Raw genomic sequence first — 17213 nt, 5'->3', positions numbered from 1 at the left:
ATAGCCATCAGGAAGCACACGTCATGGATTTCGCGCTGACCGAAGAACAAACGGCCATTTTCGACATGGCCTACGCCTTTGGCCAAGACCACATCGCCCCCTTCGCGCGTCAGTGGGAAGCAGACGGAACCATCCCCAAAGAGCTTTGGCCCAAAATCGGCGAACTAGGATTTGGTGGACTTTATGTCTCGGAAGAGGCTGGTGGTTCGGGTTTGACGCGATTGGATGCGACACTGGTGTTCGAAGCGCTATCGATGGCCTGCCCCTCGGTCGCGGCGTTCCTGTCGATTCACAACATGTGCGCCAAAATGCTGGACAGCTTTGGCAGTGACGATCTGAAGTACCGCATTATGCCAAGTATCCTCAGCCTCGAAACCGTCCTCAGCTACTGCCTGACGGAACCCGGATCGGGATCGGACGCTGCGGCGCTGAAAACGCGCGCTGAACGGACCAATGAAGGCTTCACGCTCAACGGCACAAAAGCGTTCATTTCCGGCGGCGGCTATTCGGATGCCTATGTCTGCATGGTGCGCACGGGTGAAGACGGCCCTAGGGGGATCTCTACCGTCTATGTCGAAGACGGCACGCCGGGCCTGAGTTTCGGTGGTCTGGAACAGAAAATGGGTTGGAAAAGCCAGCCAACCGCGCAAGTTCAGTTTGACGATTGCAAAATTCCATCCGGCAATCTGGTCGGAGCTGAAGGCGACGGTTTCAAATACGCGATGATGGGGCTGGACGGTGGCCGTCTGAACATCGCCTCCTGCTCGCTGGGGGCAGCTCAGAACGGTCTGGACATGACGTTGCAGTATATGTCCGAGCGCAAGGCCTTTGGACAATCGATCGATCAGTTTCAGGCGCTGCAGTTCCGACTGGCAGATATGGAGATTGAGCTACAGGCGGCGCGCACCTTCCTGCGTCAGGCAGCGTGGAAACTTGATCAAGGCGCACCGGACGCCACAAAATTCTGCGCGATGGCCAAGAAGTTCGTAACCGAAACCGGATCGAAAGTCGTGGATCAGTGTCTGCAATTGCACGGTGGATACGGCTATCTGGCTGATTATGGCATCGAGAAACTGGTGCGGGATCTGCGCGTGCACCAAATACTGGAAGGCACGAACGAGATCATGCGCGTGATCGTCGCGCGCCAGATGCTCTCCAATCGCTGAGGTCTTTGATGTCCGATATCGACATTCGCACCACAGGCCGTGCCGGGCGCATCACGCTGACACGACCACACGCCCTGAACGCCCTTAGCTATGAGATGTGCATGGCCATTGATACCGCTCTGCGCAACTGGCGTGAGGATGATCAAGTCGATCTGATCATTCTCGATGCCGAAGGCGACAAAGCCTTTTGCGCTGGCGGAGATATTGCCGAGCTTTATGCGACCGGCACCAAGGCGGACTATGCTTATGGCCAAACGTTTTGGCGCGACGAATACCGCCTGAATGCCTTGATTTTTGAGTACTCAAAACCAGTGATCAGCTTCCTGCAAGGTTTCACCATGGGTGGCGGGGTTGGCATCGGGTGCCATGGCAGCCATCGAGTGGTTGGAGAAAGCTCAAAGATCGCGATGCCGGAATGCTCAATCGGGCTGGTTCCTGATGTGGGCGGATCGCTGATGTTGGCGCTGGCGCCGGGGCGATTGGGCGAGTATCTGGGCACCACCGGCCACCGCATGGGGCCCGGAGATTCGATCTATGCCGGGTTTGCCGACCATTTCATTCCCCAAGAGCATTGGGCGGGGCTGATAGACCAGTTGGAAGCCTCTGGACGGGCGGAACTGGTGGATGAGCATGCAGTGCCCGCACCGGATAGCCCCTTGGCTGAAATGCAGGGCGAGATCGACAGGCTATTCAGCGGAGAAAGCCTTAGCGATATCCTGAACAGCTTGCGCAACGATGACACAGAATTTTCGACGAAAATTCTCGGCACACTGCAGCGAAACTCTCCTATCTCCATGGCTTGTGCTGTCGAGATTTTGCATCGGCTGCGCGGAACCAACCTGACATTGCAAAAAGCGCTGGATCTGGAGTACCGGTTTACCTATCGCGCGATGGAGCATGGCGATTTTCTGGAAGGCATTCGCGCCCAGATCATCGACAAGGATCGCAACCCGAATTGGCAGTTTGCTGATTTGGATGTGCCTGCAGTCGCGGTGTCCAAGATGCTGCAACCGCTCGGTGCGGATGCACTAAGCTTTTCAGAGGAGTAAGGGATGAAAATCGCATTCATAGGGCTTGGCAACATGGGCGGCCCGATGGCGGCCAATCTGGCGCGCGCGGGCCATGACGTCATCGGCTTTGATCAAGTTGATGTCGCCATCGAAGGCGTTTCCATGGCGCCCTCTGGCGCCGCTGCAGCTGCGGAAGCCGACGTGGTTATCACCATGCTTCCCAACGGGCAAATTCTGCGCGCTGTGGCCGATGAAGTTGTCCCTGAAATGCAAGACGGCGCGGTTCTGATTGACTGCTCTACGGTCGATGTCGACAGCGCCCGCGCGGTGGCGCAGCAAGCTGCTCAGGCTGGTCTGCTATCAGTCGATGCACCTGTATCCGGCGGGATTGGTGGGGCCGCTGCAGGCACGTTGACCTTTATGGCCGGTGGATCTGACGCAGCTTTTGCCAAGGCGGCTCCGTTATTTGAAATCATGGGGCAAAAAGCGGTTCACTGCGGTGAAGCTGGCGCGGGTCAGGCCGCCAAAATCTGCAACAACATGATCCTCGGCGTGACGATGATCGCGACCTGCGAGGCCTTTGCGCTTGCTGATAAATTGGGATTGGATCGACAAAAGATGTTCGATGTCGTCAGCACGTCCTCAGGGTACAGCTGGACAATGAACGCCTATTGCCCTGCCCCCGGCGTTGGACCCGAAAGCCCATCCGACAATAACTATACCCCTGGTTTCGCCGCCGAGCTGATGTTGAAAGACCTACGTCTCAGCCAACAGGCTGCCGAGAGTGCGGACGCTGATACGCCCATGGGACAGGTTGCGACAAAGCTCTATGAATTGTTTGTCGAACACGAAGATGGCTTGGGGCGCGATTTCAGCGCCATGCTGCCACGTTTTGAGAAGCGGTCCAGAGACTGAACAACCTCAGAACGCAGCGCACTACGAAGCAACAGAGAAGAAAATTCGCAGCATTTTCTTCTCTCGCTCTGTTCCTATTCGGCAGCTACGGCTTGCCCATCCAGCATTGGCTTCAGATAACGCCCAGTGTGGCTACGCTCACATTCAGCGACGTCTTCGGGCGTACCCTCAGCCACAATCTGACCTCCGCCATCGCCACCTTCCGGGCCAATGTCGATTATCCAGTCGGCGGTTTTTACGACATCGAGATTATGTTCGATGACAACAACAGTATTTCCTTGGTCGACCAGTTCGTGCAGGACTTCCAACAGTTTACGCACGTCCTCGAAATGCAGACCCGTTGTGGGTTCGTCCAGAATATACAGCGTTCGACCCGTTGATCGCTTGCTCAGTTCTTTAGAGAGCTTTACACGCTGCGCCTCACCACCGGAGAGCGTGGTCGCCTGTTGACCAACTTTGATGTAGCCGAGCCCAACGCGAGCCAAGGCATCCATCTTGTCACGGATCGATGGCACCGCTTTAAAAAACTCCTGCGCATCTTCCACTGTCATATCAAGTACATCCGCGATGGACTTACCCTTGAATTTGATCTCAAGCGTCTCACGGTTGTATCGCGCGCCTTTACAGGTTTCGCAGGTGACATAAACATCAGGCAGAAAGTGCATCTCGATCTTGATGACGCCATCACCCTGACACGCTTCGCACCGGCCGCCTTTGACGTTAAAGCTGAACCGCCCGGGCTTGTATCCACGCGCTTTGGCTTCTGGCAACCCGGCAAACCAGTCTCGGATCGGGGTGAAAGCCCCGGTGTAAGTCGCTGGATTTGAACGTGGAGTCCGGCCAATGGGTCGCTGATCTATGTCGATCACCTTGTCCAGATGCTCTAGCCCTTTGATCGTTTCACAGGGCGCCGGTGTCTGGCGAGCGCCGTTCAACCGCATCGAGGCGGTTTTGAACAAAGTCTCAATCGTCAGCGTCGATTTTCCACCGCCAGACACACCGGTCACACAAACAAATTTTCCCAGCGGAAATTCGGCCGTAACGTTCTTGAGGTTGTTTCCCGTCGCCTTAACAACGGCTACTTTCTGCTTCTTACCCTTTCGCCGCTCAACCGGCACCGGGATCTCGCGCGTGCCCGAAAGATATTGACCGGTGATCGAGGCCGCATCGCCGGCGATATGCTCGGGCGTGCCGTGGCTGACCACCTGTCCGCCATGCACTCCTGCACCGGGACCGATATCAAACACATAATCCGCCTCGCGAATGGCCTCTTCGTCATGTTCAACGACGATGACCGTGTTGCCCTGGTCACGCAAATTCTTAAGCGTTCCCAGCAGACGATCATTGTCGCGTTGGTGCAGACCAATCGATGGCTCGTCGAGCACATACAATACCCCGGTCAGGCCCGAGCCGATCTGGCTCGCCAGACGGATACGCTGACTTTCACCTCCGGACAGGGTACCACTTGAACGAGACATCGTAAGATACTCTAATCCAACATTATTCAAAAAACCCAACCGCTCGCGAATTTCCTTGAGAATTGCGCGCGCGATCTCGTTCTTTTGTGCGCTCAGATGATTTGGGGCATCCTCGACCCAGGCCAACGCCTCGCGGATCGACATTTCGACGACCTGTCCAACGTGCAAACCCGCAATTTTGACGGCCAGCGCCTCAGCACGCAGACGGTAGCCTTTGCATGTGCCGCAGGGTCGGTTGTTTTGATAGCGCTCGAATTCTTCGCGAATCCAGGCGCTGTCAGTCTCGCGATAGCGGCGCTCCATGTTGGGGATGACGCCTTCAAAGCTTCGGGTAACCTGATAGACGCGGCCACCTTCATCATAACGGAACTGGATCTCTTCATCACCAGACCCGCGCAGAAACACCTGCTGGACTTTCTTGGGCAAGTCCTTCCAGGGAGTGTTCTTGTCAAACTCGTAATGTCGCGCGATAGCTTCGATCGTTTGCAGAAAATAGGGTGATTTACCCTTTCGCCAGGGCGCAAGCGCCCCGTCATAGAGTTTCAATGTCTGGTCCGGCACGACCAGACGTTCATCAAAGAACAGTTCGACCCCAAGCCCGTCGCAATCGGGGCAAGCCCCAAAGGGCGCGTTGAATGAGAACAGGCGCGGCTCGATCTCGGGGATGGTGAACCCGCTGACCGGGCAGGCAAAATTCTCACTGAATGTGATGCGTTCGGGGTCGCCCTCTTTCGGTGCGGTTTCGAGGATTGCGATCCCGTCCGCCAGATCCAGTGCGGTCCTTAGGCTGTCGGCCAGGCGAGTTTCCATGCCTTCTCGTACCACCAGACGATCGACAACGACGTCGATATCGTGGCGGAACTTCTTGTCCAGTGTCGGCGGCTCATCCAATTCATAGAACTCACCATCTACCTTGACGCGCTGAAAACCCTGCTTGCGCAGCTCAAGGAATTCTTTCCGATATTCACCCTTCCGATCACGAACGATTGGGGCCAGCAGATAGCCGCGCGTGCCCTCCTCCATCGTCATGATCCGGTCGACCATGTCCTGCACCTGCTGCGCCTCAATTGGCAATCCTGTGGCCGGGCTGTAAGGCGTACCAGCACGGGCAAAGAGCAAGCGCAGATAGTCGTAGATCTCGGTTACGGTGCCCACGGTCGAACGCGGGTTTTTTGAGGTCGTCTTCTGCTCGATCGAAATCGCGGGGCTTAGTCCGCTAATGTGATCCACATCGGGCTTCTCCATCATATCGAGGAACTGGCGCGCATAGGCCGACAGGCTTTCGACATAGCGGCGCTGCCCTTCGGCATAGATCGTATCAAATGCCAAAGAAGACTTACCCGAGCCTGACAGGCCAGTGATCACCACCAGCTGATCCCGTGGGATGTCGACATCAATGCTCTTGAGGTTATGCTCGCGCGCACCGCGCACCTCGATATTCTTCAGCTCAGCCATTCAGGCCCCCAACAACCAACGTCACTCAGAGATAGGCGAGAGTGGCTGAGTCTCCAACCAAAAAATTAGAACAAAGTAAGAACAGGCGATTTTTCGACGCTCGGCTTAAGCACTGGTTTTCTTAGCCAGAGCCCATGCGCAGATTGGAAAATCGGGATCGTTCTCCAAATTGTCTGTCTCAGGGTCATAAACAGGAGGCCATTCAAGTTCGAGATTGCGCAAAGCGGCATGCCGATTGCCCCACTGTTCGGCCCGGATGAGATCCGGGTCGAACCCACACTCAGTGAGCAGGTTTTTCAATCCGCGCGCAGACCAGCGCGAACAGTCATGCGGAGCAGCGTGAAACGGAATGAAGAACGGGACGGCAAGCCAGAAATACCCTCCGGGCCTTAACATCTCTAGCACATTCAGCGTGGCTTCAACCGGGCGATCCAAGTGCTCCCACACCTGATTGGCCAAAACCAGATCGACCTTTCGCACCTGCTGCTGCTTGTCCAGAACGGGTCCGGTGCAGATATCATGTTGCTTGTGCCAAATCTGTTCATAGCTGCAAAATCCAAATTGCTTACCCCACGAACCAGAAATCTCAATGACATCAAGTGTTTCCGGCTTTAGGCCGCGGACCCACTGCCGGCTGCGCCGTGCCATAATAACTCGATTTAGACTGGTCACTGCTTGCCCCTGATGTTTTGCAGGCAATAAACCATAAGATCAGTAAGATGTCGGCACAAAAAAACGCCCACAAGGGCGTATGACTTTCTAAATCGAAGGAAAATGGCGCGGTTGACGGGGCTCGAACCCGCGACCCCCGGCGTGACAGGCCGGTACTCTAACCAACTGAGCTACAACCGCGCATTTAGGGTCTATGTGCGATCCGTTTGCCCGGATCAAAGGCTGGCAGCGATGGCGCGGTTGACGGGGCTCGAACCCGCGACCCCCGGCGTGACAGGCCGGTACTCTAACCAACTGAGCTACAACCGCCCACTGCCCGTTCATCTCTGAACGTTGGGGTGTATTATGGCTACACCCCGGCATCGTCAAGCGGCGTTTTCAAGTTTTTTGCTCGAACCTGATTTTTTCCGATCTATCCGACTTGGCGGGCAATGTGTGAAAACCGGATTTCGTCTGACGCGCTGCAATTTGAACGCTTTGAACTTGCGGCGAAACACAAGCCGCTGTATCAACCGCCGCTATGGGTGATTAGCTCAGTGGTAGAGCGCTTCGTTCACATCGAAGATGTCAGGAGTTCAAATCTCTTATCACCCACCATATTATTCAAATGCTTATGCGACATAGTTGAAGCGTTTTGGAACCATTTAGTTCAACGCTGCGAGCACAATGCTGTCATCCTCCGACATACACGCCGGATTTAGGACGATAAAAAACCTTTTGGTCATGCAGTCGCCCCAGAAGGTCGTGTGCCTTGCGCACAAAGTCTTCACGGGTTTCCCTTTCTTCTACCCTCTCGTCAACAGGGACATTCGATCTGGACGCTATGGCATGACGCATGGCCTCTTCGATTATATCCATATCTTCGACCGAAAGCTCGAACATATCATTGTACAGAGGCATCCTGGGTTCTCCTACCTTGGCACAGACGACCAGCGTGCCTCATGTTCCGAGTCGATTCCACTTAAAATACCTATTGCCGGCGATCGCGTTTCGAAGAACACGCCCAGCAGGATTTAGAAGATGAATCGGGCAGACCTCGTTTTCGCGAATTTTCTGCATGATATGTGGCACTTGCCATGTTTCCCGTGGCCTGCTTATCCTGATGTCATAGCCACCAATAAGGCACCCCTCTTTGGGCGAGAAATAACATGGCGAAACTGAAGCGGGAAATTGGCCTGGTCGGCCTGACCTTCATTTCGGTTGGAGGAATCATTGGGTCAGGCTGGCTTTTCGGCCCCCTACTCGCCGTGCAACACGCAGGCCCCGCCGCGGTTCTTTCTTGGATTATTGGCGCCGTTGCGATGTTCATACTGGCAATAACATTCGCCGAGATTTCAGCGATGTTACCTATCCCAGGCGGAATCGCACGCGTCCCTCAGTTCTCACACGGCAACATCGTGTCGATGGCGATGGGATGGACGGCCTGGATTGGCTACAACACCACCGCTCCGATCGAAGTTGAAGCCATGCTTAAATACCTCGCGCCCTACGCGTCATGGCTCCACGCCGCGGATACCGGCGAACTGACCGGCGCTGGTGTCTCGGTCGCCTTGCTGTTCATGTTGCTGTTCGTCGCTGTGAACGCACTGGGCGTAAAATTTTTTGCACAGGTAAATGCAACGCTGACCTGGGCCAAGATTGCCATTCCGATAGTATTGTCCGTGTTGTTGATCGCGACCCGCTTTGACGTGCAGAATTTCTCCGCCCCTGACGGTTTCGCCCCCTACGGCCTGAAAGGCATCATGGCCGCAGTATCAACCGGTGGGGTGATCTTTTCCTTTATAGGTTTCCGACATGTTGTTGATATGGCAGGAGAAGTTCGAAACCCAAAATTCGACATCCCGGCCGCTCTGGTTCTATCCATTGTATTATGTGCCTTGATCTACCTTGGATTACAGGTGGCCTTTATCGGCGCGCTTGATCCCGCGATGATCCGCAATGGTTGGGCAAGCATCAACTTTGGCGGACAAGGTCCCTTGGATGGCGTCATAATGTCCGTCGGGATATTGTGGTTCCTCAGCTTGCTGAACGTCGGGTCGGTCATCGGCCCGTTTGGCAATGGGTTGGTTGCAACAGGATCGAACGCTCGTATCGCTCTGGCCCTGTCGCAAAACGGGTTCCTGCCGAAACGTTTGCAGATCTTGTCATCGTTCGGAGTACCGCTTTGGGCCTTGGCTCTCAACTTTCTGATTGGTACTCTGTTTTTACTGACGGTCCCGTTCGCAACCGTAATCGCCCTGAACGGGGCCGCCATTGTGCTTTCATTCGCGGTCGGCCCAATCGCCGTGGTGTGCTTACGTGATCTGATGCCTGACCGCCCGCGCTCAATCCGTATTCCCGCCGTCAAACTTGTCGGGATCACGGCCTTCGCGATCTCAACCCTGATCGTCTACTGGAGCGGATGGGACACGGTCTGGAGGCTGGGAATTGCACTGCTCATCGGCATGGCGCTGCTGCTGATCCGCTTTCACAATCGGCTCGATGAAATGGACGCAACCGAGGCGCTTTGGCTGATGCCCTATTTCTGTGGTTTGGGGCTGATCTCCTACATGGGTCAGTTTGGAGAAGGCGCGCAAAAGCAGATCCCGTTTGGTTGGGACATTGTGCTGTGTGCGGCATTTTCGGCGGTGATTTTTGCGCTCGCCGTACGCTCGGCGCTGTCAGACAAAAAATTCCAGGCTTACATCGAAAACGAAGAGGTGCTGGACCCGGCCAAACCTGTCATTGGACTTTGAACAAAAAAGGCGGGGAATGACCCCGCCTTTCTAATTAATCTGTTTCAGGCTTAGTGGGCTGTTGCCGACGGTCCTGCCCCTTCGGCCGCCTTGGCGGCAGCGGCAGCGGCCTCTTCAGCGGCCTCATCCCACTCAATTGACTCAGGCTTACGTATCAACGCTTGCTCCAGTACTTCCGAGACGTGTTTGACCGCGATGATCTCCAGCCCTTCTTTTACGTTGTCGGGGATATCCGCCAGATCCTTCTCATTCTCTTCGGGAATGAGGACGGTCTTGATCCCGCCACGCAGGGCAGCCAGCAGTTTTTCTTTCAGCCCGCCAATCGGCATCGCGTTGCCGCGCAGCGAAACCTCGCCTGTCATGGCGATGTCCTTGCGCACAGGAATACCGGTCAGGACCGAAACAATCGAGGTCACCATAGCCAAGCCCGCAGACGGACCATCCTTTGGCGTCGCACCATCGGGCACGTGCACGTGGATATCGATTTTGTCGAACTGCGGCGGTTTAACTCCGATCTGAGGCGAAATTGATCGGACGTAAGACGACGCCGCGTCGATCGATTCCTTCATCACATCGCCCAGCTTACCAGTGGTCTTCATCCGCCCTTTGCCGGGCAGTTTCAGAGCCTCGATATGCAGCAGATCACCACCGACCGAAGTCCAGGCCAAGCCAGTGACTACACCAACCTGATCGTCCTGTTCAGCCAAGCCATAACGGAACTTGGGCACTCCAAGGAAATCATCCAGATTGTCGGGCGTCACCTTTACGGTCTCCGCCTCTTTCTTGATGATCTTGGTCAACGATTTCCGCGCCACTTTGGCGATTTCGCGTTCGAGGTTCCGCACACCCGCCTCGCGGGTATACGTGCGGATGATCGACTGCAACGCCTCATCGGTCAGCTCAAATTCCTTGGCTTTCAGACCATGGTTTTTGACCTGTTTGTCGATCAGGTGTTGCTTGGCGATCTCGCTCTTTTCCTCTTCGGTGTAACCGGCCAGCGGGATGATCTCCATCCGGTCTAGCAGAGGCCCAGGCATGTTGTAGCTGTTAGACGTGGTCAGGAACATCACGTTGGACAGGTCATATTCGACCTCAAGATAATGATCCATGAACGTGTTGTTCTGTTCCGGGTCCAACACCTCCAGCATCGCCGAGGCTGGATCGCCACGGAAATCCTGCCCCATCTTGTCGATTTCATCGAGCAGGATGAGAGGGTTTGTGGTTTTCGCCTTCTTCAGCGCCTGAATGATCTTGCCGGGCATCGACCCGATATAAGTCCGACGGTGGCCACGAATCTCAGATTCGTCGCGCACACCACCCAGCGAGATGCGAATGAATTCGCGCCCCGTGGCTTTTGCGACCGATTTACCCAGCGAGGTTTTACCCACACCCGGAGGGCCAACAAGGCACAGGATCGGGCCTTTCAGCTTCTTCGACCTCTGCTGAACCGCCAGATATTCGACGATCCGCTCTTTGACTTTCTCAAGTCCATAGTGATCGGCGTCCAGAATGTCCTGCGCGCGACCCAGATCCTTTTTGACGCGGGATTTGGTGCCCCACGGCAGTGACAGGATCCAGTCCAGATAGTTGCGCACAACGGTCGCTTCAGCCGACATGGGCGACATGTTCTTGAGCTTTTTCAGCTCACCCTCGGCCTTTTCGCGCGCCTCTTTCGACAGCTTGGTCTCGTTGATCTTGGCTTCCAGTTCGGCAACTTCGTTGCTGCCGTCCTCACCATCGCCAAGCTCCTTCTGAATGGCTTTCATCTGCTCATTCAGATAGTATTCGCGCTGCGTCTTCTCCATCTGGGATTTGACGCGGGTCTTGATCTTTTTCTCGACCTGCAGAACCGACATCTCGCCCTGCATCAGGCCATAGACCTTCTCAAGCCGCTCGCTCACCGAGAGCGTCTCAAGCAGTTCCTGTTTCTGTTCAACCTCGATGCCCAGATGACCTGACACAAGGTCGGCCAACTTTGCAGGCTCGGTGGTTTCACCGACGGCGGCCAGCGCCTCTTCGGGGATATTCTTGCGCACTTTTGCATAGCGCTCAAACTCGTCCGCGACGGTGCGCAACAGCGCTTCGGTCGTGGTGACATCGCCCGGAATCTCGGTCAGATACTCGGCGCGCGCTTCGAAAAACTGATCGTTTTCAAGGAATTCTGTGATCTGCACCCGCGCCTGCCCCTCGACAAGCACCTTCACGGTGCCATCGGGCAGTTTCAGCAGTTGCAGCACGTTGGCCAGAACGCCCGAGCGGTAGATACCGTCGATTTCCGGATCATCCTCACCAGGATCAATCTGGCTGGACAACAGAATTTGCTTGTCATCCTGCATCACCTCTTCCAGGGCGCGGACCGATTTGTCACGGCCCACGAACAGCGGCACGATCATATGTGGAAAGACCACGATATCGCGCAGCGGCAGGACGGGGTATGAGGAATTCAGAGGCTCTTGCATGCTCTATCCTTATCATTGGCAAGACGGCGCTGGTCCCTGATTCAGGCAACCTTTGGCCATCTCCTGTCTTGGACGATAAAGGTGGGGCACCTGTTCCCCCATTTCAACCTCATCGTCGTTTGTCGTGATGCAGCATGACCGGATGATTTGGGGACTTCAAGGCATCCGACAGACATATCCACCGATTTTAGCGAACCCAGCATTAAAACGGGCAACAAATCATCCAGCGTGGATCAGAACACCCTCTGCTTAGCTCGGGACAAAAAGAAGCCATGACCGACTTCGTTTCTACATTCCAAGCCCTTTTTCGAGGAATGGCAAACGAACCCGCCAAACTCTCCGGTTACGCCGTAGTCTGCACGGTCAAATCCGTCCCGGTTATGGCTGACTGGTTGGCACAGCATGCGGACGGCGCCCGTATTGGTCATGAAAAAATCATGTCCCCAGTCCGACTGGCAATCCGCCGGGCGCGGGAACGCAGGCGCACCACTCCGCTCAATTATGGTGCAAGACAGGTCCGAAACACTTGCCCCCTGCCCGACGACACACTGAATATTCTCGGACGGGGTTTCGAAGGTCCAGACATCCGCAAGAGATGTCGAGGCGCAAAAAACGATTGCGATAGAAGCAATAAAGCGAGGCATTGAATCCTCCTGAACAAAACAAATGAAAATGGTAAATAATGCGCGAACAGTATAGCAAAAAATACTACGTTTGTCACCGCAATGGCCACAATCTACAGCGGTTCAATATCGCCTTGCTCCCGAAGCGCGTGGAATTGCGATTGCCACTCTGCGAATGTGCCCTGTGAAATCGCGTCCCGCATTCCCTGCATGATTTCCTGAAAGTAATGCAGATTGTGCCAAGTCAGCAGCATGCCCGAGATCATCTCATTCGAGCGGAACACGTGATGCAAGTAGGCGCGAGAATAACTTGAACACGCGGGGCATGTGCAGTTCTCATCCAGCGGGCGTGGGTCGTCAGCATGGCGGGCGTTCTTGATATTGACCACACCGTAACGCGTGAACACCTGCCCGGTGCGACCCGACCGCGAAGGTAGAACGCAATCCATCATATCTATCCCACGTGCAACGGCACCTACGATATCATCAGGCTTGCCTACGCCCATCAGATAACGCGGTTTATCCTGGGGCAAGAAGTCAGGCGCATAGTCAAGGCAGCTGAACATGGCCTCCTGCCCCTCACCCACGGCAAGGCCGCCGACGGCGTAGCCTTCAAAACCGACCTGCTTAAGTGCCTCGGCACTTTCTTCCCGAAGATCTTGTTCCAGCCCGCCCTGCATGATCCCAAACAGGGCATGTCCGGGGCGGTCTCCAAACGCTTCGCGCGACCGCGCGGCCCACCGCATCGAAAGGCGCATGGACTCGGCGATACGGTCGCGATCGGCGGGCAGCGCAGGGCATTCATCAAAGCACATGACGATGTCCGAGCCCAAAAGCCGCTGGATTTCCATCGACCGTTCCGGCGTCAATTCGTGCTTCGAGCCATCGACGTGAGATTTAAAGGTCACGCCCTTCTCGGTCAGTTTGCGCAGACCGGCCAGCGACATCACCTGAAATCCGCCAGAATCCGTCAGGATGGGCCGGTCCCAGTTCATGAACTTGTGCAGGCCTCCCAAACGATCGATACGCTCGGCCGTTGGGCGCAGCATCAGATGATAGGTGTTGCCCAACAGAATATCGGCACCCGTGGCGCGCACACTTTCCGGCATCATCGCCTTGACGGTCGCGGCTGTGCCCACAGGCATGAACGCTGGCGTCCGCACCTCACCGCGCGGCGTGTTGATCACGCCTGTGCGGGCCTTGCCATCGGTGGATTTCAGGTCGAAAGAAAATCGCTGGGTCATGGTAACGCCTTGGATCGCTGAACCGGGCAGGCTTTGCCCGATCTGCAAGGGCATTGCAACCCGTCAGGGCAGCGAGGCTACACGGTCCGTAAACAGGCGCACCACCCCTGCCCCATCGACATCCCGGCACACTCGCACTGGTGGCCGTGCAGGGTCAGGACGAGTCGCACCGATTTCAGCCCCGTCCAACGCCACCTGCAAACCCGTTTCGACCATTTCGAACATCGGTTCATGGGTGCAGGCGATAACGGCAGTCGAGTCATGCAGTCCGCACCCTTCAAGCCCACCGATCTCTTTGTAGAACTTTAAATAGAAGCGTGAGATATCACGCAGAAAACCACCCATGTCAGGGGAACGTTCAGAGAGCGCCTCAAAATCAGCGGTCTCGTAGAGCGTTTTCAGAGTCACATCCAATCCCACCAGAATCGTAGGCGGCGGCGCGGCAAAGACTTCGTCTGCAGCTTTGGCATCGTGATAGATATTCGCCTCGGCATGTTCGGTGATGTTGCCCGGGCAGTACACGGCCCCGCCCATGATGACGAGCTTGCCAAGATTCTCTGCAAACTCAGGGTCCAATCGCATGGCATCAGCGATATTGGTCAATGGCCCAACCGCGCATACGACCAGCTCTCCGCGATGGCTGCGCGCCATGTCGACAAGAAACTCTGCGGCGGACAGGGCGTGGTTTTCACCGATCTCTTCAATCTGGGTCAGGTCACCAAAGCCTTCGGGGCCGTGCACATGTTCAGAAGGTGAATGCGCGATCTCTCCCAATGCGAAGGGCGCGCCTTGGGCCACGGGAATGCCGAGCCCCAGTTTGTCCACCAGAAATCGCGCATTGCGGCTGGATTGATGCACATGGGTGTTGCCGAACACGGTGGTCAGGCCGATCAGGTCAATTTCGGACGCAGCGGCGGCATAGGCAATGGCCATTGCGTCGTCGATGCCGGGGTCTGTATCGATAATCAGTTTCATCCTCGTCCGATAACGCAAACACCAGTGGGATGCAAAGCTGCCACAAAAGGGAATTTCTGGCCGGTATGAACGCTTTCACAGATTTGCATTCCAGCCTGTACAATCCATACCAGAGTTGAAATTGAGCGATTCAATCCCCATATGTATACCATAGTACACAATAAATGAGGACAGTATGATAGAAGACCAGATTATCGGACTGATTACTTCGAACATTATCTACCTGCTGGCAGCGGCGCTTATTGCCATTGTCATCTTCAAGGGCATCAAGATCGTGCCTCAATCCGAGAAATACGTTGTTGAACGGTTTGGCCGCCTGCATTCGGTGCTTGGGCCCGGGATCAATTTTATCGTTCCTTTTCTAGATGTTGCCCGCCACAAGATATCCATCCTTGAGCGTCAGTTGCCAAACGCAACGCAAGACGCAATTACCAAGGACAACGTTCTGGTGCAGATCGATACCTCGGTGTTCTACCGCATTCTCGAGCCGGAAAAGACGGTCTATCGCATCCGCGATGTCGACGGTGCGATTGCAACGACCGTAGCCGGTATCGTCCGCGCCGAGATCGGCAAGATGGACCTGGATGAAGTGCAATCGAACCGGGCGCAACTAATTGAACGTATTCAGGAAAGTGTCGAAACCGCCGTTGACGATTGGGGGATCGAAGTAACCCGCGCCGAGATTCTGGACGTGAACCTCGATCAGGCCACTCGTGACGCGATGTTGCAGCAATTGAACGCCGAACGTGCCCGCCGCGCACAGGTGACCGAGGCCGAGGGCCAAAAGCGTGCCGTTGAGCTGCAGGCAGATGCCGAACTTTATGCGGCAGAGCAGACCGCCAAGGCCCGCCGAATCTCGGCTGAGGCCGAAGCTTATGCGACTCAGGTCGTGGCAAAGGCCATTCAAGACAACGGGCTGGAAGCGGCACAGTATCAGGTTGCGTTGAAACAGGTGGAATCGCTGAACGCCCTAGGCAACGGCACCGGCTCGCAGACCATCGTTGTGCCTGCAAACGCCCTTGAAGCCTTCGGCAATGCCTTTAACATGCTTAAAGGAGGAAAATGATGGCCGATCCATTCTGGCTGACGTGGTGGATTTGGTTGGCCGGAGCGCTTGCTCTGGGCATCCTTGAGGTCGCGCTGCCCGGCTTCATTTTCCTGGGTTTTGCCATCGGTGCAGCCATTACCGGAGTGGTTTTGCTGATCCCTGGCCTCACGCCATCCCTGCCTGTTCTGCTGTTGATATTTGCCGTTCTATCACTGGTCGCATGGCTGGTTCTGCGCCGTATGTTTGCCTTGCCGCACGGCCAAGTCAAAACCTTCAAGCACGACATCAACGACTGATCTGTCGTGGCGCCCAAATCAGGCGCCACGGCACCTCTGGACGCTGCCCGGCACTTTCCCTATATAATTTCTCAGGTAACAGACCCGAGGCATCAATGACCCACCCCAGTGAACAGTTCGAAGGCAGCCCCCTAATCGCTCCCTCGACCATCGATCACCCGCTCTACGAACCCGTGGTCGAAGCTTGCCGGACGGTGTTTGACCCAGAAATACCGGTCAATATCTACGATCTCGGTCTGATCTATACGATCGACATCACCGGAGAAAACGCGGTCAAGGTGATCATGACCCTCACTGCGCCGGGTTGTCCTGTCGCAGGCGAAATGCCCGGTTGGATCGTGGAAGCAATCGAACCCGTTGCTGGCGTCAAAGAGGTCGACGTCGAACTGACTTGGGAGCCACCTTGGGGCATGGAAATGATGTCAGATGAAGCCCGGCTTGAGCTGGGTTTCATGTAACTCTCGACTTACTCACAAAAAACATGGCGATGTTACAAAACGGTGTACTGCGTGTTACTTAACCGTTTTCATGTTGTCACAATGCTGGGTCACAAGGTCCTCAGGTACTGACCCAGTGATTAAGCATGCGTTTTTCGATCTGCTGGACGTGCTGGCGCAGGATGTCGAGTAGCGGGCGTCTTATCCGATTGCCCCGCTAAATTGACATACTTCGTGAATTGCATGGGCCTCTGACCATAGCCATCCCCCATTCAATGGGCCCATTCCGGGCCGCTCTTGCCCGAGAGCGGCCCTTTTTGTTTGATTATTCGATGTTACAGGTCGACTTGATTTCAGCAGCGCGCGCGTCCAGCTCTTTTATATAGTCGCCTGACAGCATCTTCAGGTGCTTGCTCTCGGTTCCTGTGACGAGACCCAGCAAGGCACCGGCAGGGAGGATCGAGAACACGCTTTCAGCCTGCTGGTCCTCGGCATGTTTCTTTTCAGCTGCGATTGCGCGCAGATCACCAGGTGCGGTAGCACAGTTGACCGGGTGCCGTTTTGTGTCATCTATCGCAAATGCCGCAGACGCGGACGCCAGCAACATAGATGTGAAAATGGCTGCTCCTGCCCAGTTCTGCGCTCTCATCGATCCAACCCTCTCTGGAATGCCTGTCCTTTACTTCAGATACGCTAAAGC

General features: G+C 55.5%; 15 protein-coding genes and 3 tRNA genes. 8 read left to right on the top strand and 10 right to left on the bottom strand.

Annotated elements, in window-relative coordinates; translation table 11 throughout:
• Positions 1-23: 23 nt before the first annotated feature.
• From ACR0BT_RS01810 to mmsB, 3 genes are read left to right on the top strand one after another with little or no spacing between them, the layout of a single operon-like run.
• On the top strand, positions 24-1166 hold the full coding sequence (locus ACR0BT_RS01810) for an acyl-CoA dehydrogenase family protein (RefSeq protein WP_480753346.1): 1143 nt from the start codon (positions 24-26) through the stop codon (positions 1164-1166).
• Positions 1167-1174: 8 nt separating this feature from the next.
• Positions 1175-2215 (top strand): enoyl-CoA hydratase/isomerase family protein, encoded by a 1041-nt coding sequence (locus ACR0BT_RS01805; protein WP_480762414.1) that lies wholly within the window; start codon positions 1175-1177, stop codon positions 2213-2215.
• Between the two features lie 3 nt (positions 2216-2218).
• The gene (mmsB, locus tag ACR0BT_RS01800; RefSeq protein ID WP_480762412.1) at positions 2219-3091 is read left to right on the top strand and encodes a 3-hydroxyisobutyrate dehydrogenase; all 873 of its coding nucleotides are present in this window, start codon (positions 2219-2221) and stop codon (positions 3089-3091) included.
• Positions 3092-3165: 74 nt separating this feature from the next.
• Here the strand turns inward: mmsB and uvrA are convergent, their stop codons facing one another.
• The 4 genes from uvrA to ACR0BT_RS01780 form a co-directional block, all read right to left on the bottom strand.
• Entirely contained in the window at positions 3166-6024 is a 2859-nt protein-coding gene (gene uvrA, locus ACR0BT_RS01795; RefSeq protein WP_480704711.1) for an excinuclease ABC subunit UvrA, read from the bottom strand.
• Positions 6025-6129: 105 nt separating this feature from the next.
• The gene (locus tag ACR0BT_RS01790) at positions 6130-6672 is read right to left on the bottom strand and encodes a methyltransferase domain-containing protein (RefSeq protein WP_170510563.1); all 543 of its coding nucleotides are present in this window, start codon (positions 6670-6672) and stop codon (positions 6130-6132) included.
• A gap of 127 nt (positions 6673-6799) precedes the next feature.
• Positions 6800-6876: transfer RNA gene (locus ACR0BT_RS01785), tRNA-Asp, on the bottom strand.
• A gap of 52 nt (positions 6877-6928) precedes the next feature.
• A tRNA-Asp gene (locus ACR0BT_RS01780) sits at positions 6929-7005 on the bottom strand.
• Positions 7006-7218: 213 nt separating this feature from the next.
• On the opposite strand from ACR0BT_RS01780, the gene ACR0BT_RS01775 reads away from it, so the two are divergent.
• Positions 7219-7293: transfer RNA gene (locus tag ACR0BT_RS01775), tRNA-Val, on the top strand.
• A gap of 75 nt (positions 7294-7368) precedes the next feature.
• Here ACR0BT_RS01775 and ACR0BT_RS01770 read toward each other — a convergent pair.
• The gene (locus ACR0BT_RS01770; RefSeq protein WP_170405503.1) at positions 7369-7596 is read right to left on the bottom strand and encodes a hypothetical protein; all 228 of its coding nucleotides are present in this window, start codon (positions 7594-7596) and stop codon (positions 7369-7371) included.
• A 248-nt stretch (positions 7597-7844) separates the two neighbouring features.
• Here ACR0BT_RS01770 and ACR0BT_RS01765 point away from each other — a divergent pair, with 248 nt between their 5' ends.
• The gene (locus ACR0BT_RS01765; protein ID WP_480762410.1) at positions 7845-9431 is read left to right on the top strand and encodes an APC family permease; all 1587 of its coding nucleotides are present in this window, start codon (positions 7845-7847) and stop codon (positions 9429-9431) included.
• A 50-nt stretch (positions 9432-9481) separates the two neighbouring features.
• Here the strand turns inward: ACR0BT_RS01765 and lon are convergent, their stop codons facing one another.
• From lon to ACR0BT_RS01745, 4 genes are all read right to left on the bottom strand, one after another.
• Positions 9482-11890 (bottom strand): endopeptidase La, encoded by a 2409-nt coding sequence (lon, locus tag ACR0BT_RS01760; RefSeq protein ID WP_170393206.1) that lies wholly within the window; start codon positions 11888-11890, stop codon positions 9482-9484.
• Between the two features lie 233 nt (positions 11891-12123).
• The gene (locus ACR0BT_RS01755; protein WP_170421378.1) at positions 12124-12534 is read right to left on the bottom strand and encodes a DUF6636 domain-containing protein; all 411 of its coding nucleotides are present in this window, start codon (positions 12532-12534) and stop codon (positions 12124-12126) included.
• Between the two features lie 92 nt (positions 12535-12626).
• Positions 12627-13757, bottom strand: a complete 1131-nt coding sequence (gene tgt / locus ACR0BT_RS01750; protein WP_170817880.1) for a tRNA guanosine(34) transglycosylase Tgt — start codon at positions 13755-13757, stop codon at positions 12627-12629.
• Between the two features lie 63 nt (positions 13758-13820).
• Positions 13821-14732: a nucleoside hydrolase gene (locus ACR0BT_RS01745; protein ID WP_480762409.1), complete on the bottom strand. Its 912-nt coding sequence runs from the start codon at positions 14730-14732 to the stop codon at positions 13821-13823.
• Positions 14733-14907: 175 nt separating this feature from the next.
• On the opposite strand from ACR0BT_RS01745, the gene ACR0BT_RS01740 reads away from it, so the two are divergent.
• From ACR0BT_RS01740 to ACR0BT_RS01730, 3 genes are all read left to right on the top strand, one after another.
• The gene (locus tag ACR0BT_RS01740) at positions 14908-15798 is read left to right on the top strand and encodes an SPFH domain-containing protein (protein WP_170393209.1); all 891 of its coding nucleotides are present in this window, start codon (positions 14908-14910) and stop codon (positions 15796-15798) included.
• Positions 15798-16076: an NfeD family protein gene (locus tag ACR0BT_RS01735; protein WP_170405488.1), complete on the top strand. Its 279-nt coding sequence runs from the start codon at positions 15798-15800 to the stop codon at positions 16074-16076. The genes ACR0BT_RS01740 and ACR0BT_RS01735 overlap by 1 nt, the downstream gene beginning before the upstream one ends.
• Before the next feature lie 95 nt (positions 16077-16171).
• A complete protein-coding gene (locus tag ACR0BT_RS01730) occupies positions 16172-16534 on the top strand; it encodes an SUF system Fe-S cluster assembly protein (RefSeq protein ID WP_170393211.1) in 363 nt (120 codons plus the stop codon).
• A 304-nt stretch (positions 16535-16838) separates the two neighbouring features.
• Here the strand turns inward: ACR0BT_RS01730 and ACR0BT_RS01725 are convergent, their stop codons facing one another.
• A complete protein-coding gene (locus tag ACR0BT_RS01725) occupies positions 16839-17162 on the bottom strand; it encodes a hypothetical protein (protein WP_170405485.1) in 324 nt (107 codons plus the stop codon).
• Positions 17163-17213 lie beyond the last annotated feature (51 nt).

The organism is Ruegeria sp. CJ6 (assembly GCF_056536665.1).
Note: the sequence above shows the minus strand (reverse complement) of the source record. Positions and strands in the feature narration are given on the sequence as shown.